General features: G+C 46.8%; 15 protein-coding genes and 2 pseudogenes. 15 read left to right on the top strand and 2 right to left on the bottom strand.

Annotated elements, in window-relative coordinates; all coding sequences use genetic code 11:
* The first annotated feature begins 10 nt into the window (after positions 1-10).
* The 9 genes from LCF57_RS27100 to LCF57_RS27060 all read left to right on the top strand — a co-directional run bounded on the left by LCF57_RS27100 (position 11) and on the right by LCF57_RS27060 (position 13,327).
* Positions 11-1,489 (top strand): PTS mannitol transporter subunit IICB, encoded by a 1,479-nt coding sequence (locus LCF57_RS27100; protein WP_226003439.1) that lies wholly within the window; start codon positions 11-13, stop codon positions 1,487-1,489.
* An 83-nt stretch (positions 1,490-1,572) separates the two neighbouring features.
* Positions 1,573-3,651 (top strand): BglG family transcription antiterminator, encoded by a 2,079-nt coding sequence (locus LCF57_RS27095; protein WP_226003438.1) that lies wholly within the window; start codon positions 1,573-1,575, stop codon positions 3,649-3,651.
* Positions 3,648-4,082, top strand: a complete 435-nt coding sequence (locus LCF57_RS27090; RefSeq protein ID WP_226003437.1) for a PTS sugar transporter subunit IIA — start codon at positions 3,648-3,650, stop codon at positions 4,080-4,082. Before LCF57_RS27095 ends, LCF57_RS27090 begins: the two co-directional genes overlap by 4 nt.
* Positions 4,079-5,224: a mannitol-1-phosphate 5-dehydrogenase gene (locus tag LCF57_RS27085; protein WP_226003436.1), complete on the top strand. Its 1,146-nt coding sequence runs from the start codon at positions 4,079-4,081 to the stop codon at positions 5,222-5,224. Before LCF57_RS27090 ends, LCF57_RS27085 begins: the two co-directional genes overlap by 4 nt.
* Before the next feature lie 218 nt (positions 5,225-5,442).
* Positions 5,443-7,596, top strand: coding sequence for a DUF454 family protein (locus LCF57_RS27080; RefSeq protein ID WP_226003435.1), 2,154 nt, complete (start codon positions 5,443-5,445; stop codon positions 7,594-7,596).
* On the top strand, positions 7,589-9,244 hold the full coding sequence (locus tag LCF57_RS27075) for an amino acid ABC transporter ATP-binding/permease protein (RefSeq protein ID WP_226003434.1): 1,656 nt from the start codon (positions 7,589-7,591) through the stop codon (positions 9,242-9,244). Before LCF57_RS27080 ends, LCF57_RS27075 begins: the two co-directional genes overlap by 8 nt.
* A 261-nt stretch (positions 9,245-9,505) precedes the next feature.
* A complete protein-coding gene (pulA, locus tag LCF57_RS27070; protein ID WP_226003433.1) occupies positions 9,506-11,992 on the top strand; it encodes a type I pullulanase in 2,487 nt (828 codons plus the stop codon).
* Between the two features lie 110 nt (positions 11,993-12,102).
* Complete coding sequence (locus LCF57_RS27065) at positions 12,103-12,405, top strand: hypothetical protein (RefSeq protein ID WP_226003432.1); 303 nt, start codon at positions 12,103-12,105, stop codon at positions 12,403-12,405.
* Between the two features lie 160 nt (positions 12,406-12,565).
* Positions 12,566-13,327, top strand: coding sequence for a transposase (locus LCF57_RS27060; protein ID WP_226003431.1), 762 nt, complete (start codon positions 12,566-12,568; stop codon positions 13,325-13,327).
* Positions 13,328-13,391: 64 nt separating this feature from the next.
* On the opposite strand, the pseudogene LCF57_RS27055 reads toward LCF57_RS27060, so the two are convergent.
* Positions 13,392-13,771 (bottom strand): annotated as a pseudogene (locus tag LCF57_RS27055) (MFS transporter); the annotation flags it as partial.
* Between the two features lie 208 nt (positions 13,772-13,979).
* On the opposite strand from LCF57_RS27055, the gene LCF57_RS27050 reads away from it, so the two are divergent.
* Together LCF57_RS27050 and LCF57_RS27045 are read left to right on the top strand one after the other, a co-directional pair.
* Positions 13,980-14,318 (top strand): winged helix-turn-helix transcriptional regulator, encoded by a 339-nt coding sequence (locus LCF57_RS27050; protein ID WP_226003494.1) that lies wholly within the window; start codon positions 13,980-13,982, stop codon positions 14,316-14,318.
* A 32-nt stretch (positions 14,319-14,350) separates the two neighbouring features.
* Complete coding sequence (locus LCF57_RS27045) at positions 14,351-15,214, top strand: LysR family transcriptional regulator (RefSeq protein WP_226003430.1); 864 nt, start codon at positions 14,351-14,353, stop codon at positions 15,212-15,214.
* Positions 15,215-15,350: 136 nt separating this feature from the next.
* On the opposite strand, the gene LCF57_RS27040 is transcribed toward LCF57_RS27045, so the two are convergent.
* Positions 15,351-16,010 (bottom strand): type 1 glutamine amidotransferase domain-containing protein, encoded by a 660-nt coding sequence (locus LCF57_RS27040; RefSeq protein ID WP_226003429.1) that lies wholly within the window; start codon positions 16,008-16,010, stop codon positions 15,351-15,353.
* A gap of 259 nt (positions 16,011-16,269) precedes the next feature.
* Between LCF57_RS27040 and LCF57_RS27035 the strand changes: the two are divergent.
* From LCF57_RS27035 to LCF57_RS28445, 4 genes and pseudogenes are all read left to right on the top strand, one after another.
* Positions 16,270-16,374 (top strand): annotated as a pseudogene (locus LCF57_RS27035) (aldo/keto reductase); the annotation flags it as partial.
* A gap of 44 nt (positions 16,375-16,418) precedes the next feature.
* A complete protein-coding gene (locus tag LCF57_RS27030) occupies positions 16,419-16,643 on the top strand; it encodes an FAD-dependent oxidoreductase (RefSeq protein WP_318840819.1) in 225 nt (74 codons plus the stop codon).
* A gap of 14 nt (positions 16,644-16,657) precedes the next feature.
* Positions 16,658-17,824 (top strand): iron-containing alcohol dehydrogenase, encoded by a 1,167-nt coding sequence (locus LCF57_RS27025; RefSeq protein WP_226003428.1) that lies wholly within the window; start codon positions 16,658-16,660, stop codon positions 17,822-17,824.
* A gap of 3 nt (positions 17,825-17,827) precedes the next feature.
* The gene (locus LCF57_RS28445; RefSeq protein WP_413232241.1) at positions 17,828-18,172 is read left to right on the top strand and encodes a putative quinol monooxygenase; all 345 of its coding nucleotides are present in this window, start codon (positions 17,828-17,830) and stop codon (positions 18,170-18,172) included.
* The last annotated feature ends 926 nt before the right edge of the window (positions 18,173-19,098 follow it).

Raw genomic sequence — 19,098 nt, 5'->3', positions numbered from 1 at the left:
GGATATGAATATGAGCACAATGGACGCAAAGTCCAATCCCAACGGAGGCGCTCGCGTCGCCGTACAACGTTTTGGCCGTTTTCTCAGCGGTATGGTTATGCCCAATATGGGGGCCTTTATCGCGTGGGGGTTGATCACGGCACTCTTTATTCCGACCGGATGGTTCCCGAACGAGGGTTTTGCACAACTGGTTGATCCGATGAAAAATTATTTGCTGCCGCTGCTGATTGGTTATACAGGTGGCACGATGATTCACGGACAGCGCGGAGGTGTGATCGGGGCCATTATGACGATGGGTGTCATTGTGGGAGCAGACATTCCGATGTTCCTGGGCGCGATGGTAGCTGGTCCGCTGGCTGCATGGATATTGAAGAAGTTTGATCAGGCTATTGAAGGTAAAGTCAGATCAGGTTTTGAAATGCTTGTCAATAATTTCTCGGCCGGGATTATCGGTGCCATTCTAGCACTGCTTGCCCATGTGGCAATTGGCCCATTTGTACAAATTATCAGTCAAGTGTTGTCAGCAGGGGTACAGTTCCTCGTGAACGCAGGGCTTTTGCCGCTTGTCAATCTCATTATTGAGCCCGGAAAAGTATTATTTCTAAACAACGCATTGAATCACGGAGTATTAAGTCCGATTGCGCTGGAGGAAGCTGCAAGAACAGGCAAATCCGTTTTGTTCATGCTTGAATCCAACCCTGGACCGGGGCTCGGTATTTTGCTGGCATACTGTCTGTTCGGTAAAGGCTCTGCGAAGTCGTCGGCTCCTGGTGCAGTAATCATTCATTTTTTCGGCGGGATTCATGAAATTTATTTCCCTTACATTTTGATGAAGCCGATTCTGATTCTCGCTGCTATCGCAGGGGGCGTTGTAGGAACCTTCTGTTTCATGTTGACAGGTGCCGGACTGGTTGCTGCCCCTTCACCGGGCAGTATCATCGCTTATTTCCTGATGACACCCAAAGGCGGATATTTGCCAATGCTGAGCGGTGTGATCGCTGCTGCAGTCGTATCCTTTGCTGTTGCTGCAGTACTGCTCAAGACAGGTAAGCAAAAAGAAGAGGGGCTGGAGGAAGCCGCATCCCGCCTGAAAGATATGAAAAGTCAAAGCAAAGGTGCAAGTGCGAACGCCACTGTTACAGAAGATAACAGCGAGTCTGATCGTGCTGCCGAGATTGCCACAGAGCGAACGCTTAAGGATAAGTCGGAAATTAACAAGATCGTCTTTTCCTGTGATGCAGGTATGGGTTCAAGCGCTATGGGCGCCTCGATTTTACGTAAAAAAATGAAGCAGGCGGGTGTGGGCGTTACGGTAACGAACACGGCAATCAGTGAAATTCCACAGGATGCGGATATTGTCATTACGCAAAAAACGTTGACAGACCGGGCTAAAACGGTAGCCCCGAATGCCGAGCACATTTCGATTGACAATTTCCTGAAAAGCCCTGAGTACGAAGCGCTGGTGGAACGTTTGAAATCCGATTCTTAATCCCCGTAATAGTCAGGCCGCCTGTGGGCAGTTATTTGTATTTCCTGCTGAAGGGATGAGCTTGGGAAGGAACGGTAGCGTTTATGAATATTACGAAACGACAACGTGACATTGTGGAGTATCTTCTGGAGCAATCCAAAGAGGTTACGGCGGGGGAAATTGCCGCGAAGATCAATGTCAGCACAAGGACGGTTCACCGGGAACTCAGCGCAGTCGAGCATTGGCTGGCGGTTCATGAGGTAAAGCTGGAGAAAAAATCAGGGATCGGCATTTATGTGGATGCTGACCCGGACCAGCTTGTATGTCTGCGGGAGCAATTGATGCATACGAAGTCGGACGAATATTCGGCTGAGGAAAGAAAGATCGTAGTTCTCTGTATGCTGCTGGATACACAGGAGCCGATCAAGCTGCTGGCGCTGGCTGCTGATTTGAAGGTCACGGTCACTACGGTCAGCCATGATCTGGACGAATTGCAAGGCTGGATCGGGGAACGGGGACTCGTGCTTGTGCGCAGACGTGGATACGGTGTCGAGATTACAGGCCGGGAGACGGACAAAAGACGGGCGATTTCCGAGCTCGCTCTCGAATATTTGGATGAATCGGATCTGTTTTCCAGCCGAGAGGAGCTTCGTCCTGTGACACATGTCGCTGACAAGTTATTGGAGATGATTGGCAAAGAGAACCTGCTAACCGTGGAAAATGCCCTCTGGCAGCCCCATGATAAATGGCTGAAAAACATGGTGGAAAGCAAATATATGGAACTGCTGATTCAAATTTGTGTTTCGCTGGCACGTCTGCGACTCGGGTACGTTGTGGATCATCGTCTCTCGTATTCGAAAACAGATTCGGATGAGAATATCATGCTGCGCACAGCTATGGTGGAACGCATATGCACGGAGTTGTCAGAGGCGCTGGATATGGACTTTCCAGAACCGGAGCGATCTTATTTGAGGCTGCTGTTCCGTGATGCCGAGGATCATTCCACCCGGCTGCTGCCGCTGGATGATCTGGTATTGCTGGAATCGGTTCATGAGTTGATTCGTCGTGTGGAGGGAGAGACAGGCACGCCATTGGCAGAGGATCGCGTTCTGCGTGAAGGGCTGATTGCCCATATGGCTCCGGTACTCAAACGTTTGAAGGAAGGCAGGTCGATCCGTAACCCCCTCCTTCAGCAAATCCGCAAGGATTACGGCAGCTTGTTCGACTCGGTGAAAAGGGCAGCGGCAGACATGACTGAAATGGAAGTACCGGATGAAGAGATCGGATTTCTCGTCATGCATTTCGGCGCTTCGCTGGGGCGACTGCGACAGTTGCGGCGGGAGGTACGGGCCATCGTTGTCTGCACAAGCGGCATTGGATCATCCAGACTTTTGGCAACAAGACTGGCTAAGGAACTGCCACAGATCAAAATCGTGGATAGAGCCTCATGGTTCGAGGCGGCGCGAATTCCGAAGGAAGATTATGATCTGATCATTTCGACAGTGGAGCTACCGCTTGAACCAGATCGGTATCTCAAGATCAGCCCGCTGCTGACGCAGGAGGAGAGTGACCGACTGCGTAACTTTATCCAGCATATTACACTCAAGCATCCCAATGATCATCAGCAGGAACAGGCTATTGAGCCCGGTCAGGGCATGGAATGGCTTACGGGTCTACGGAAAAGTCTCGAAGAAATTGTACACATTGTACAGCAATTTCAAGTATATCCACTTGAAAATCAAGGGATGGATATGCGGGCTACCGTACAGGCCATGTGCATGTTGGAGGCGGGACGGGGGAATGTCACAGAACCTTCTGCCGTTGCTGCACAACTCATGGAAAGAGAGCGCCAAGGTAGTCAGGTTATCCCTGATACCTCCATAGCTCTAGTTCATACGCGCAGCCACTATATTCGCCAGCCTTCGCTTACCTTGTATAAGCTGGCAGAGCCGCTGCTGACGGATGCAGGCGAACAGGCAGAATGCGTGCTGCTGATGTTGGGACCTCGTGAGCTGCCGAGAGAGAGCTTGGAGGTATTAAGCGAGATTAGTGCATTACTATTGCGGGAAGACATGGTTACGCTACTGGAGCATGGTAGCCGGGAGCATATTGTCAATTATATATCGAGTGAGCTGGCTGAATTTTTTCACAGTAAATTAGGAACAGGGAGGAACCTACCGTGAGCATAATGACGATAGATAAAGTAAAAATGAACGCAACCGCCAAAGACAAATATGAGGCGATACGCATGGCTGGACAAATCCTGCTGGATGCGGGACATATTACAAGTGAGTACATTGACAAGATGCTTGAACGCGAGGAGATCGTGTCCACTTATGTCGGGAACGGGTTGGCTATTCCACATGGCACGAAGGAATCCAAAACGTTAATTCAATCTACGGGCATCTCAATCATTCAGGTCCCGCAAGGTGTGAATTTTGGGGAAGAAAAAGCATATATGGTGATCGGCATCGCAGCACAAGGCGGAGATCATATGGAGATTTTGACGAGTATCGCTATGGTGTGTGCGGAGGAAGAAAACATGGACAAACTTCGTAACGCGGTGAGTCCTCAGGAAATTATTGATCTGTTTGAAAGTGAGATGGAGCTATGAGAGCCGTTCACTTTGGAGCAGGCAATATCGGTCGCGGCTTTATCGGATTGATTCTTTCGCGTGCAGGCTATGAGGTTGTCTTTTCGGATGTCAACGACACCCTTGTATCTGAATTACGGCGTCGCAAGCAATATACTGTAGAGTTAGCCAATGATACAAAGGATACGGAGACGGTCACGAATGTAACGGCGATTGACGGCAAAGATGCAATGGCTGTAGCGGATGCGGTAGATCACGCTGATCTGGTAACGACCGCAGTGGGTGTCAGTATCCTCAAGCATATTGCAGCAGGCATCGCGGAGGGAATCAAGCGGCGGGTAGAGCGAGGGGCAGGGCCGCTGCATGTGATCGCCTGCGAAAATGCAATCGGGGGTAGCGCCCAACTGAAAGAGCATGTTTTTGCACTATTGGATGAAGCGACCCGTGTCAAGGCAGAAGTTTCGGTGTATTTTCCAAATGCTGCTGTAGACCGGATTGTGCCGATCCAGCATCATGAGGACCCGTTGCATGTGCAGGTAGAGCCTTTTTATGAGTGGGTTGTGGATCGTTCGCAAATGGCTCCTGACCATAACGAAATCGAAGGTATCCTTTACGTGCAGGATTTGGAGCCTTATATTGAACGCAAGCTGTTCACGGTGAATACGGGGCATTGCGTGGCGGCTTATCTTGGTTATACCGCAGGTTATGCTACAATTCAGGAGGCCATGAAGGATCACAAGGTGGTGGATTCGATACAAGGGGCACTGGAGGAAACAGGAGCGGTGCTTGTGCAGCGCTTCGGTTTGGATCAAGGGGAGCACAAGAAGTACATCTCCAAAATCTTGGAGCGTTTCCGCAATCCTAATCTGACCGACGAGGTTACTCGAGTTGGACGTTCTCCGCTGCGCAAGCTGTCTCCTAATGACCGCCTTGTACGTCCCGCGCTGCAAGCGCAGGAGTATGGCATCCCGACGGATCATCTTGCGTTAGGAATGGCTGCTGCCTGTAAATTTGATATCGCGGAAGACCCCGAGGCAGTCGAGCTTCAGCAGGTGATCCGCAGCGAAGGACTGGGTGTGGCGCTGACGCGTTATACATCCATACCCGCAGAACACCCGCTGCACCGGCAGGTTTTGGAGCAATATGATATTATAAATTCATAAAACAACGAAATAACGCGCCATATTATTTTTGATTAAACCTCTTGAAGACAAAACATTCTACATCAACACGAAAGTGTTCTGTAGCGATGTGCTTCAAGAGGTTTTTTCATGGGCGTGATTTACATCACATAACAACCTTCCCTAAATATTTTATATTGATAATGATTATCATTATCTACAAAGTGATATTTATTATCTTATCTATAGGGAGGAATACAGTGAAACCGATATATATTACCTTAGGGTTTCTTTTTTTGGCGCTTGGAGTTATTGGCGTGGTGGTGCCGTTGCTGCCGACTACGCCGTTTTTGCTACTGGCGACTTTTTGTTTTATGCGGGGGTCTGAAAGGCTCCACCAATGGTTTTCGAATACCTCTTTATACCATAAGCATCTGGAAAGCTTTGTCCAAACCAGATCATTGAAGTTGTCTACGAAAATCATATCATTGGGTTTGGCGTCAACTATGCTTATAACGGGATTTATTTTCACCCCCACAATATGGGGAAAAACGCTTATTGCTATAGTCATACTGTTTAAATATTATTTTTTTATATTCCGAATCGGAACCGTGAGGGGAGCTGCGACGAAAACTCCATCTTCATCCGAAGCCGCCCCTACGACGAAAAAAAGGTCTAAAATGGTCGACAGCCGTCTGCTCGGTCTGGTAGAACATTCTCGAAAATATATCCTATGGGGTGTGCTGGTACAGTGGATCGGTCTTTTAGGAAGTATAGCCGCTGTGTTGTCCATGTCCTATGTTTTGGAGCAGGCATGGGCCGGACAAGTGACTCGTAAGCTGATTTTATCGGCGACTGTCATTGTTTTTACTGCCATTGCAGTGCGATGCCTCAGTAATTATGGAGCCAGTATGTTGTCCTATCGGGCTTCGGTGAATGCTAAAAAAACGCTGCGCTCGCAAATGTATGGCAAGCTGCTGAAGCTGGGACCCTCTTATACGGATTATACGTCCACCTCAGGGGTTGTTCAGGTTGCTGTAGAAGGAGTGGAGCAGCTTGAAACTTATTTCGGCAGATACATGCCTCAGCTGTTTTACAGTCTGCTTGCGCCTGTCACATTGTTCATTACCCTATCTTTTATCAGTTTCAAAGCAGCCATTATTCTGTTAATCTGCGTACCCCTAATTCCGGTATCCATTATTGTCATTATGAGGATGGCTAAAAAATTGTTTCGAAAATATTGGGGCAGTTACGTCAATTTGGGTCACAGCTTTTTAGAAAATGTACAGGGTCTGACTACGCTCAAAATGTACGGTACAGACGAGGAGAAGCATCGGGAAATGAACATAGCCGCTGAGGATTTTCGCAAAATGACAATGAAAGTGCTGACCATGCAGCTAAATTCCGTAGCCGTCATGGATCTTATCGCATATGGGGGGGCCGCTGCGGGTGTGCTGGTCGCGGTGAGCGAATACTCTTCAGGCCATATTGGCTTTGCGGGAGCGCTGATCATTGTTTTACTGTCGGCAGAGTTTTTCATTCCGCTGCGTTTGCTGGGTTCTTACTTTCACATCGCCATGAACGGAATGGCAGCAAGTGACAAAATATTTCAAATGCTGAGCACAGAGGACCTGATCCAAGGAAAAGAAAGCATAGAAAATACGGATATTCGACTGGAACAAGTGAATTTTGCCTACGACGAAAGAGATACCCTACGAAATATATCCATGGATATCCCTCAGGGCAGCTTCGTTTCGATTGTCGGGGAATCGGGATCTGGTAAAAGTACGGTAGCCGGCTTGATCGTGGGTCATCATGAGGGGTATCAAGGAAGCCTGACTGTTGGAGGAATCGAGCTTACTGATATTTCGGAAGAAAGCCGCATGCAACATATGACCTGGATCGGCTTTAACAGCTATATTTTCAAAGGTACGGTTGAAGCTAATCTAAGAATGGGCAATGAGCATGCAGACGAGGAACAAATGCTGGAAGCCTTGCGGGAGGTGAAGCTGTATGACTTTATTCTCTCACAAGGGGGATTGGAACTGGAGCTGGAGGAACAGGGGGCGAATCTGTCAGGTGGACAACGACAACGGCTGGCGCTAGCCAGAGCGCTGCTGCATGATAGCCGTGTGTACATTTTTGACGAGGCTACCTCTAACATCGACAGTGAGAGTGAGGAAGGCATTATGGAGGTTATACACGCACTGGCAGGCCCAAAAACAGTGATTCTTATCTCTCACAGACTGGAAAACGTTGTTCAATCCGACCGCATCTATGTGCTGCAAAACGGTCTGGTGGCAGAATCCGGCACGCATCAGGAACTTTTGAGTCAGCAGGGACATTATGCGGAGATGTATCTCAGTCAACACCGGGTAGAACAATTTGTAAATGGGGGTGCTGTATATGCGTAGACACGGATTACGGATCATGGCCCAATTGCTGATATTGGCCGGGCCTCTTTTACCTGTGCTGCTTATAACGATCATTACCGGGGTGTTCGGTTTTGTTTGTGCTATCGGTATTATTGTCTACGGAGCCCTCGCTCTGCTGACAGCAACGGGCATCACGACAGGCTACAGCATGACGTTTTTACTTACTTCTATCGTGGTTTGTGCCGTGTTGCGCGGCGTATTTCGTTATGGCGAGCAAATGAGTGGTCATTATCTCGCATTCAAGCTGCTGGCTGTACTGCGTGACAAGGTGCTTCAAGTCTTGCGCAGACTGGCTCCAGCCAAGCTCGAAGGCAAGGACAAGGGAAATCTGATCTCGTTGATTACAAGTGATATTGAGCTGCTGGAAGTATTTTATGCGCATACAATAGCGCCGGTTATAATCGGCATCATGACTTCGCTGCTCATGGTATTTTATATTGGTTCCTATGAACCTGGATTAGGCTGGCTTGCTGCGCTTGCTTACATCACGGTGGGTCTGTTCATTCCACTGTTCACGTCGCGTATGGGCAGACGTCAGGGAATGGAATATCGGAGCAGCTTCGGCAAGCTGAGCAGTTATTTTCTGGACAGCTTACGTGGTATGAAGGAAATCGTGCAATACGGGTGCGGGGAACAACGATTGGCGGAGATTAACCGTCGCACAGATCAATTGGATATCAAGCAGAAGGTCTTAAAGCATCATGAAGGCATCATAAAAGCAGTAACAGATGCGGCTGTAGTGGGATTTTCCTTTCTGATGCTGCTGGCTGGATTGTACGGCATGTCTAGCGGACAGGTCAGCTTTACAGGAATGCTGATTGCTGTCATTGCCTTGTTTAGTTCATTTGGCCCGGTGGTCGCACTCAGCAATTTGTCCAACAATCTGCTCCAAACGCTGGCGAGTGGGGAAAGAGTGTTGAGTCTGCTGGAGGAGACACCTGAGGTAGAGGAAAATATCGACGGAATGAGCGTTGCTTTTACTGGAGCACAGGTGGACAAGCTTACTTTTGCCTACGATGGTCAAACCGTGCTGGATGACGTAAGTCTCACGATCCCGCATAAGCGAATTACAGGCATTCAGGGTAAAAGCGGCTCTGGCAAGTCAACGCTGCTTAAGCTGCTGATGCGATTCAGGGACCCGCAGCAGGGCAGAATTTTGCTGTCAGGACATGATTTGAGGGAAATAGGAACCCGCCATTTGAGAGGATTGCAAAGCTATGTCGATCAGGATACGTTCCTGTTCGATGATACGATTGCAGCCAATATCAAAATTGGAAAGCCTGATGCGACGCACGAGCAGGTTGTGAAAGCAGCTCGCAAGGCATCGGTGCATGATTTTATTATGACCTTGCCTCAAGGGTACGACAGCCGCGTCGGAGAATTGGGGGACAGGCTGTCCGGTGGAGAGCGTCAGCGGCTGGGGCTGGCCAGAGCCTTTGTCCATGATGCGCCTCTCTTATTGCTGGACGAGCCTACCAGCAATTTGGACAGCCTGAACGAAGCCATTATTTTAAAATCGTTAAAGGAACAGCAGCAGGACAAAACCATTGTCCTTGTTTCGCACCGAAGCTCCACTATGCGGATTGCCGATGATATTTTTCAAATGGATAACCGCAGACTGTCCTGAGATGAGATCAAGGGAATATTACATGCCCTAAGGGCTGATGCTGTAGCCTGTTCATGGTTTTGTCATAAAATGGAGTGTGCGTGGGAAATGGAAGCAGCATCCGTATTGAAAATCATCCGACTTTTCAAGCTTGTCATATTTTGATAGCCTATGAGGTGAGAATTTTGTTAAATCCTAAGGTATATTGACAAGTCATAAACATCATAAATGATGGATGAACAGAGGCGGAAGCCGATGTACAGAAATGGGTGGTGAACAGGAATGTCTGATTTCAAACAGCTTGAGCACACAACATATCCCACATATGAAGGCTATGATTTGGGGCTTACTTATACATCTGCGGGCAGTCTGTTTAAGGTGTGGGCGCCAACTGCGCAGCAGGTTCATGTGGCGTTGTATGACGACGCGGGGGTGTACGATCAGGAAGGGAACGTTCAGGAGCATGGCGGCGGCCGGGAATTTCTTATGAGCCGTGATGATCAAGGTGTATGGTCCGTAGAGCTGGAAGGCGACTGGAACAGATATTATTACATGTACAGGCTGGAGTGGGCGGATCATACCGTTCATTATGCCGTCGATCCTTATGCGACAGCGGTGTCAGCCAACGGGCAGCGTACCGTGATCCTTGATTTGGCGCAAACCAACCCGGACGGATGGGAAGAGGACATGGGTCCTGCACTTGAGCGGGCCACGGATGCCGTTATTTATGAGCTTCATGTACGTGATTTTTCAATGGATACTCATTTTAATGCGAGTGAAAAAGACTTGTCTGCCGTACAGGGGAGGTTTACGGCCTTTACGTATTCGGGTTTAAAGGATAGGGCGGGTAACAGCATCGGGCTGGACCATTTGCTGGAACTGGGTATCACACATGTTCATTTGCTCCCAGTGGCTGATTTCCATACGGTGAATGATTTTGCGGAATTCGAAACCGAATATAATTGGGGCTATGATCCACAGCACTACAATGTACCAGAGGGATCGTATTCTTCAAATCCGGCTGATCCGGAGGCACGTATACGTGAGCTGAAGCAGCTGGTGCAGTCTTTGCATTCTGCAGGCATCGGTGTCATTCTGGACGTCGTATACAACCATACTTATTCGGTGGAAAAGGGACCGTTTGAACCTGTCGTACCCGGTTATTATTACCGGACAGATGAGCAGGGACAGCTTACCAACGGGTCAGGTGTAGGTAATGAGATGGCAACCGAACGTCCCATGGTTCGCAAGTATATCAAGGATTCACTGCATTATTGGGCTAAGGAATATCATATAGACGGCTTCCGTTTTGATTTGATGGGGCTGATTGATACACCGACGGTGGAGCAGCTTACACAAGAGCTGCGCGCTGAGGTGCGTCCTGATCTGCTGATCTACGGTGAGCCTTGGACGGGGGGAGAGTCCCCGCAGCCTTTGCTGACGTTAAAAGGAACGCAGCGCGACAAGGGCTTTGCTGTTTTTAACGACAACTACCGCTCTGCTATTAAGGGTGACAGCGACGGTACCGGGAGCGGATTTGCTACGGGAGCATGGAATCAGGAGGAACAGGTGCTTAAAGGCGCTTTTGGCGCTATTCATGATTTTACAGCCCACCCTTCGGAGAGCATTAATTATGTGACAGCGCATGATAATCTCAATCTGTGGGATAAAATTTTAACGGTAAGAGGTTTGCGTGAGTTCTGTGGTTTTCCGCAATGGGAGCAGGGGAAGCCGCGCGATGGGAGAACAGCCGAACAAGCCGTTGCTGAAGCAGATCCGTATCGGGAACTGGATGAAAAAGACTTGCTGGACGATGAAACCGTACGAAAATCCTTATTGGCAAACGGTATGGTGCTGACCTCCCAGGGCATTCCTTTTATCCATGCAGGCGATGAACTGCTGCGCTCCAAATATGGGGATCATAACAGCTATCACAGCGTGGATGCGGTGAATGCCATCCGTTGGGCTAACAAAGCGAGGTTTCGCCCGGTGTTTGACTACTATCGAGGGTTAATCGCTTTGCGACGCAGTCACCCGGCGTTCCGGATGGATCATCGTGAACTGGTGGAGCAGCATATGGAGGTGCTGCAAAGCAGCGGACATGTGGTGGCCTTTGCACTGAGGCATCACGCTAACGGCGACGTATGGAATCATATTGTGGTCATTTATAACGGTTCGGATACGGAGCAAACGGTCTTACTGCCAGCAGAATCGGACCGCTGGCATGTTGTCGTGGATGCACATGGAGCCGGAAACGAGATACGATATGAAGTAGCAGGCCATCGTGTGACTGTTTCGCGCTGGTCAATGATGGTGCTGTATGATCAGGAGAAACCAGCTCAAGTCTCCTCTTCGACTGAACAGGATCAGGATACCGGGAAAGTGGAGAATGGAGCGGAAGGTTCGGATAAGAAAATGGATCAGGAAATCGCAAAAGGCGAAACTGCTTCTTTTCGCACGATTGAATTGATCTATGAGCGTGCAGATCAGCAGTATTCCGGCTGGAATGTATGGGTATGGGGAACTGGATGCCGGGACGGGCATGTAGAATTAAGCGAATTGGATGATGGTCGCGCGGTAGCGCGTATTCAGGTGGCCCTTAATGTACAGCGAATCGGCTACATTGTTCGGCTCAATCATTGGGATGCCAAGGATATTGAGGCAGATCGGTATATTGAAATAGACCCGACCCGGTCTGTGACGCAGGTATTGATTCATAGTGGCCGAGAAGAGTATTTGCTACTGGTAAACGATAACCGGGCGGGCTAGATTTTTATGGCTAGTACAAAATGGCATTAATATTTAAGCATGGGTAGACGTCATCGAACAAATCCGTTATGTTGGAAATAATATCCGACAGGAACGGGAGAATACAACACATGGCTAAACGAGAAAAACACATGGTAGCCTTTACCGAAAAGCAAAAACAGATTCTGGAGTCCTTGAGAAACGGCAGCCACAGTCCATTGCACTTGATCCAGCGATCTACGATCCTGCTGTCCTTTGGAGAAAGACGTACCGAACGCAATACCGCCGCGAAGTGGCGCGCACGCTGGATCGCCGCCAAACCGGAATTGGATCGCATCGAACAAGAGAACGCCCGGCAGTTGCGATCGGCGATCAAGGCGACGTTACAGGATGCTGCCAGACCCGGCAAGCCGACCAAATTCACGCCTGAATAAGTCGCTCACATCATCAAGACCGCTTGCGAGAAACCGGAACATTTCGGCATCCCGCTTTCGCATTGGACGCCGTCTGCGTTGGCGCGTGAAGTGGTGAACCAACAAATTGTGCCATCCATCTCATCCCGTCAAGTGGGGTGCTTCTTAAAAAGAGAGGGATTTGAAACCGAATCAAAGCCGGTACTGGCTGAATCCGAACATCACGGATGAAGCCTCGTTCCATCAGGAAGTCCATCAGGTGTGCGAAGTGTACGAAGCCGCTCCAGCCTTGTACGAAAACGGCATCCATGTGCACTCCACTGACGAAATGACAGGCATTCAAGCGTTGTCGCATAAGCATGAGGCATTGCCGATGGTTCCCGGAAAAGTGGAGCGTCGGGAGTTCGAATATGAGCGCCACGGCACTTCCGGTCTCATCGCCTCCCGACATGTGGTTACCGGGCAGATCGAGTCGCCGCTCATTCAGCCGACGCGTACGGAATTGGATTTTGTGCAGCATGTTCGTGAAGCCGTTCTGCTGCATCCGGAGCACCAACATATCTTTATTACGGATCAATTGAACACCCATCAATCCGAATCGTTGGTTCGCTTCGTCATCGATCGGGGCAAGCTGGGGCTGGACGAAGAGACCATCGGCGTAAAGGGAAAGTCAGGCATCCTGAAAAGCTTGGCCACGCGTAAAGCGTTCCTGGAAAACCTCGCCCATCCCATTCGGTTTGTGTATACGCCCAAGCATTGTTCATGGTTGAACCAAATTGAGTGTTGGTTTTCGATTTTGGTTCGTCGCTTACTGAACAAGCGATCCAGCTTCTCGTCCAAAGAGGCGCTTGAAGAGCGCATCGCTCAGTTTATCGTTTACTATAACACCCATCTAGCCAAGCCGTTCAAGTGGACATTTGACGGCAAGTTGTTTAAGGTTTGATTATTGCTCATTCTTTTATGCCATTGTGTACTAGCCTTCTTTTCCGGAGATACTAACAGGCCTGTAACTGGACAGCAATAGTTGATGCAATGGAGAAGAAGACACCATGGGAGAAGGCTGTAACGAAACGAGCTATAAGCAGCAGTTCAAATGACGTTGAAAGCGCGGCAATCCCGTTGCCGATAATGAAAATAACCATCAGCCACATAAGTAAAGACTTGCGGCTTATACGATTGATGAGCGCAGTGAGAATAGGGGCTCCTACAGCAACCTCGATGGCATAATCTGAAATAAGCAGCCAGCCAGGGTAAGACCGATTTTCATGTCACCTGCGATGGATGCAAGCAAACCTACTGGAACAAACTCAGTTGTTCCGATACCAAAAGCACTGATAGCAAGAGCTAGAAGCGCCCAGTTACCTGATTTTAATGTTTCTTTTTGCATTGGGGCTGATTGTACAGATGATTGGCTCATGCAAATATTCCTCCTAGTTGTGAATCTAACTACTCTACCGAAGTAAACTTTACTTTTGGTTTACGAGTGCTAGTATAGAGCTATAAGGGATAAATGATAAGTACGTACTTTAAAGTTCCGTAATAACCAAAAAGTTATATACGCACTAAAAAGTACCCTAATTAGCTTAAGGAGGTAAATTAAAGTGTTTAACATTCCAGTTGAAGCTACTCTTGAAGTGATCGGTGGCAAATGGAAGGTCGTCATCTTGTGTCATTTAGATAAGGGGGAGAAGCGAACAAGCGAATTAAAAAGATTAATGCCTGGCATTACCCAAAAAATGCTTACCCAGCAATTACGTGAGCTTGAAGAGGACGGAGTGGTGAAACGAAGTATTTACGAACAGTTACCGCCGAAAGTTGTTTACTCGTTAACGGAATATGGATGGTCTCTGAAACCCATTCTTGATACGATGTGTGCTTGGGGTGAGCAGCATATGGAAATGGTTGAAGGCCCCGAAATTGAAATTTCCAAATAAATTATTCGGGTACAGTAAGCCTGGAGGACATTATGATTGACTTTGAATGGTACCGGAGTTTCATAAGCATCTATAAAAATGGAACTGTTTCTAAAGCCGCAGAAAGCCGTTACCTTACACAGCCGGCGATGAGTCAGCATTTGTCGGCCTTGGAAAGTGAAATGGGAGAGCCATTGTTTTTGCGGACTCCGCGAAAGATGGTTCCTACGGACAAGGGAAAAGAGCTGTATACACTCGTTGCGCCCATTTTGGAGCGTTTAGAGAATATTACATTGCGCATCAAAGCTCCGTCCCTTACCGAAATTCCGAAGGTACGCTTAGGTGCAGCACCGGAATATATGCTTTATCGGCTTTTGGAGTATGGGGAATCTATGGGGTTTCGCATTATTGCGCAATTGGGAACGGCTGAACAGCTCTTGGGATATCTGCAGGAGGATAAAGTCGATTTTATTATTACCTCGCGAAAAAACGATGTTCCGGGCTTCTCTTACGTAAAGCTGGAAGTCGAAACCTTCGTACTCGTCGCTCCAATGAATTATGAATCTCCGGCGGACGATATTGAAGAATGGCTAAACCTGCAGCCTTGGTTGAGCTACGGACTGGAATTGCCAATCATACGAAGATTTTGGCGGCAGCATTTCAATAAACGTCCGCAATGGGAACCGGTCCATGTTATTCCTGATTTACGCGGGATACTGAAAGGAATCGAAAGTCATATGGGGATGAGCCTTTTGCCAACCTATCTCATTCGTGAATCCTTGTCCCTCGGCAAAACGAAGGTGGTTTTTCCTGACTACACTGTCGAAAATGGGCTTTATCTTGCGTATAGGGTGAAGGACAAAGAACACCCGAATCTTCAAATGGTGATTGAAAAGTTAAAAAGTATAATAGGATAGAATAAATAAAGCTGCGAACCGGATAGGCTCGCAGCTTTATTTAAAAAATATAAGAATTTATATGTTTCACGCACTAAATTATTTTATATTTTTCGCAGAAGCGGACCGTCCTTTTAAAGGACGGTTCCGTTTCTGCTTACCCGAGCAGATTAATGATTGCTTTGGCAACACTTTCGGTAGATTGAGGATTTTGCCCGGTAATCAAATTTCCGTCTACCTCATAATGATTACTCCAGTCGGATTCTGCTACAAAGTCGGCCCCCGCTTGGCGCAATGAGGATTCCAGCAAGAAAGGCATGTAGGCGTCCAAGGTTGCTGCTTTCTCTTCCGAGTCGGTAAAGGCTGTCACTCGTTTTCCTTGAACCAGAGGAGTTCCATCGGATAAAGTGGCATTGACCAATCCGGCTGGTCCGTGGCAAACTGCGGCGACAATTTTGCCCGCTTCGTAAAATTCTCTCAGCAGTAATTGGAGCTTTTGGTTCTGGGGCAAGTCAAACATCGTACCGTGACCACCGGGAAGGAAAATAGCTTCAAAGTCCTCGGATTTAATCTCGTCCAATTTCACCGTATTTTCCAGATAGCGGGCAGTGTCAAGAATCTCCTTGGGAGTGTCCGTGTTTATGCTGGACTCATCAATTGGCGTTTTACCGCCCAATGGACTGGCTATGGTGATTTGGTATCCTTGTTTGCTGAATTCCAGATAAGGCTCAGCGAATTCGGAAAGCCAAAGACCGGTTGGCTTCCCATTATTCATTTTATCCGTCGAAGTAACAATAATGGCTATATCTTTTGGCATGTTGTTTCTCTCCTTTAGGGAATTTGTTTTGCAGTCCCCATTGTATAGTTGGCCCAGGAATATATCCAATTAGATAATGGGCATAAAGGTATAAATTTATTTATAGGTCTCGAATAGTTCCCGAAAAATTTAGTAGGCACTTTTTAGTGCCTACAGTACTAAAAAGTACGTACTATTCATAATGTTCAACTGAATTTATAATAATCCTTGCCATACACGTTTCTACCCGGAGCAATTAATGAATGGAGGAAAGATACAAATGGTGAATAGTTTACAAGATACTACTACACTGCGTAATGGTGTGAGCATGCCGTGGTTTGGTTTGGGTGTATTTAAAGTTGAGGAAGGTCCCGAACTTGAAAACAAGGCTGCCAGTGGAGGATCGCTCAGCAAGAGCCTGTTTCCTGTTTGGTAAACCCGGCGACAGGAAAAGAACACGAGTATGAGATCAAGGAAGCCGAAGTTAAAAAGAAAGTGATGGTCGTAGGTGGAGAACCGGTTGGTATGGAAGCGGCTATTGTAGCTGCCAAACGCGGTCATGATGTAACCATATATGAAAAGAATAATAAGCTTGGCGGACAATGGCTCCTTGCGGCAATCAACCTTGCTTACAAGACTGCTTTGGCAATATAAAAAGGAGGAGTACAATGAATCCCTTTCAATTTAACAATCCTACCAAAATCCTTTTTGGACGTGGGCAAGTAGAAGAAATCAAAAATGAAATTCCAACCTATGGACGGCGTGTTTTGCTTCTATACGGGGGAGGAAGTATTAAAAAGAATGGGCTGTACGATCAAGTTATTAAAGCCCTGTCTGAAATTACAGATGTCTATGTGGAGGAACTGAGCGGAGTGGAACCCAATCCGCGGTTAACAACGGTGAATAAGGGAATCAACCTTATAAAAGAAAATAATTTGAATTTTATCCTAGCTGTGGGTGGAGGAAGCGTAATTGATTGTGCAAAAGCCATCGCTGCAGGCGTCTACTACGATGGTGATGTGTGGGATATTGTAACGAATAAAGTAACAGCAACGAAAGCCGTTCCTATCGGCACCGTGTTGACCATCTCTGCGACAGGATCAGAAGCGAACAGCGGTTCGGTCATTACCAACTGGGAAGAGAAGGATAAACGTTTTTTTGTCTCCGATCATACTTTCCCTAAATTCAGTGTCCTGGATCCGGAAAACACTTTTTCAGTGCCAAAAAACCAAACGGTTTACGGCATGGTAGACATAATGTCCCATGTTTTCGAACAATACTTTCATGCTTCATCCAATGCCCCGTTGCAAGAACGGGTCGGTGAATCCATCCTACAGACGACAATGGAAGTTGCGCCCAATTTGATAAATGATCTCCATAATTATGATTACCGTGAGGTCATCATGCTCAACGGAACATTTGCTTTAAATGGCATTCTATCCATGGGTGTTCATACGGATTGGGCGACCCATACGATCGAGCATGCGGTCTCAGCCGTTCATGACATTCCTCATGGCGGCGGATTAGCAATCTTGTTCCCTGTTTGGATGGAGTTTGTCGCTTCCAAAAAACCGGAAAAAGTGGCTCAATTAGGGGTCCGCGTGTTTGGAATTGAAGCTGAAAACAAAAAAAATTCTGACGTGGCGGCAGAGACGATTCGAAAATTACGTGAGTTCTGGAGTTCGCTCGGAGCGCCTGAGAAACTTTCCGATTATGGAATCGACGGTACAGAAATCGATTTAATGGTTGAAAGAACAATGGTCACCGAAACCATTGGAAGTTATGTCCCTTTAAATAAAAAAGATGTGGAGACCATTTTAAGAAAATCATTATAGTCAATCAACGAAAGAAGGGAGATCATAGAAAATGAGCGCTATTTCGATTGCAGCTATTCTTCAAGCAAAACCGGTGAAAGAACAGCTACTGCATCAATAGTTGGTAAAATTGGTTTCATCTTCCGGATTGATGAAAGATGCATAAAGTACATCCTTCATCAATCTATAGAAAATAATGCAGTTTTTGTGTTTTATGAAATCTGGAAAGATGAGGAGTCTATAAACATCCATATTCAAAAAGACCATTATAAGCAATTTCTAGGTAATACAGAGGATCTTATCGAGTCAAGGCAAACACATCGATTGCACGAAATTAATCTGATCTGGATGGATAAAGGGAAAACATAAAAAGGTTCTAAGCGAAATTATGCTTTGGTATTATCCCCTTCAAGTAGACACTAAAAAAGTCCACATGTATCATGAGAATGGAGTAAACTTGGAGATACCTCACGCCAGTAGAGGCCAGAAAGATCCCCTCATAATAGTTGTCCAGTTTTCTGTTGACAATCCAAACCTCTGTTCCATATTATCTAAGACGTTTAATTACTATGAAGACGCATGACAACATTGTTATGTGTTTTCTTATATAGAAACTCGAAATGTGAGCTCAACTATGTGTAGGGGGGCTGCATACAAAGTAAAAAAGTATCAATTATTACTATATAAATTACAATTTGTCTCAATAATAATTAAAGAATGTCTCAATTATAAAATGTAATAAAGACTTTATAATATTGAAAAGGAATCTCATTACTAAATTGATAGGTTGTTTTGCAGTGATTGGAAAAGCTTCTACTTCGCCTAATCTAAACAAATTTTCTCCGTCATTAGAGCCATGAAGAGAAAACGAAAGAATAAAAGCTCTAGAAGATGGCTGGGACAATAGATATCATTGATCGTTTTGCCTTCGTCTAATTTGAAGATGATTTCTCCACCTTTGTTGTTTAAGCTGCTTTCCCAATGGAGATTATTATCAACTAAAACATTTTTAGGGGAAGTATTTTTGGAATCTCCGTTTGTCGAAAATGTTGTTTTATACTATTTATATGAAACTCTCAATGAATGTATTTCTTATCATGAAATTCATACTAGTACACAATGGCATAAAAGAATGAGCAATAATCAAACCTTAAGCAACTTGCCGTCAAATGTCCACTTGAACGGCTTGGCTATATAAGTTGAACTAAAGAAACAACTGACTAGAACCTGACACAGAGACGGTCAATGATCGTCAAAGGAAATTTCATAATCTCTTCCATGAATTGTTGTACGTT

The organism is Paenibacillus sp. BJ-4, from assembly GCF_020404765.1.
Taxonomy (GTDB): Bacteria; Bacillota; Bacilli; order Paenibacillales; family Paenibacillaceae; genus Paenibacillus.
Note: the sequence above shows the minus strand (reverse complement) of the source record. Positions and strands in the feature narration are given on the sequence as shown.

Excerpts from the sequence above, each read along its gene's own strand:
- LCF57_RS27100 (WP_226003439.1), top strand. The coding sequence starts at position 11 with ATGAGCACAATGGACGCAAAGTCCAATCCCAACGGAGGCGCTCGCGTC.
- LCF57_RS27095 (WP_226003438.1), top strand. The coding sequence starts at position 1,573 with ATGAATATTACGAAACGACAACGTGACATTGTGGAGTATCTTCTGGAG.
- LCF57_RS27085 (WP_226003436.1), top strand. The coding sequence starts at position 4,079 with ATGAGAGCCGTTCACTTTGGAGCAGGCAATATCGGTCGCGGCTTTATC.
- LCF57_RS27075 (WP_226003434.1), top strand. The coding sequence starts at position 7,589 with ATGCGTAGACACGGATTACGGATCATGGCCCAATTGCTGATATTGGCC.
- pulA (WP_226003433.1), top strand. The coding sequence starts at position 9,506 with ATGTCTGATTTCAAACAGCTTGAGCACACAACATATCCCACATATGAA.
- LCF57_RS27065 (WP_226003432.1), top strand. The coding sequence starts at position 12,103 with ATGGCTAAACGAGAAAAACACATGGTAGCCTTTACCGAAAAGCAAAAA.
- LCF57_RS27045 (WP_226003430.1), top strand. The coding sequence starts at position 14,351 with ATGATTGACTTTGAATGGTACCGGAGTTTCATAAGCATCTATAAAAAT.
- LCF57_RS27040 (WP_226003429.1), bottom strand. The coding sequence starts at position 16,010 with ATGCCAAAAGATATAGCCATTATTGTTACTTCGACGGATAAAATGAAT.
- LCF57_RS27025 (WP_226003428.1), top strand. The coding sequence starts at position 16,658 with ATGAATCCCTTTCAATTTAACAATCCTACCAAAATCCTTTTTGGACGT.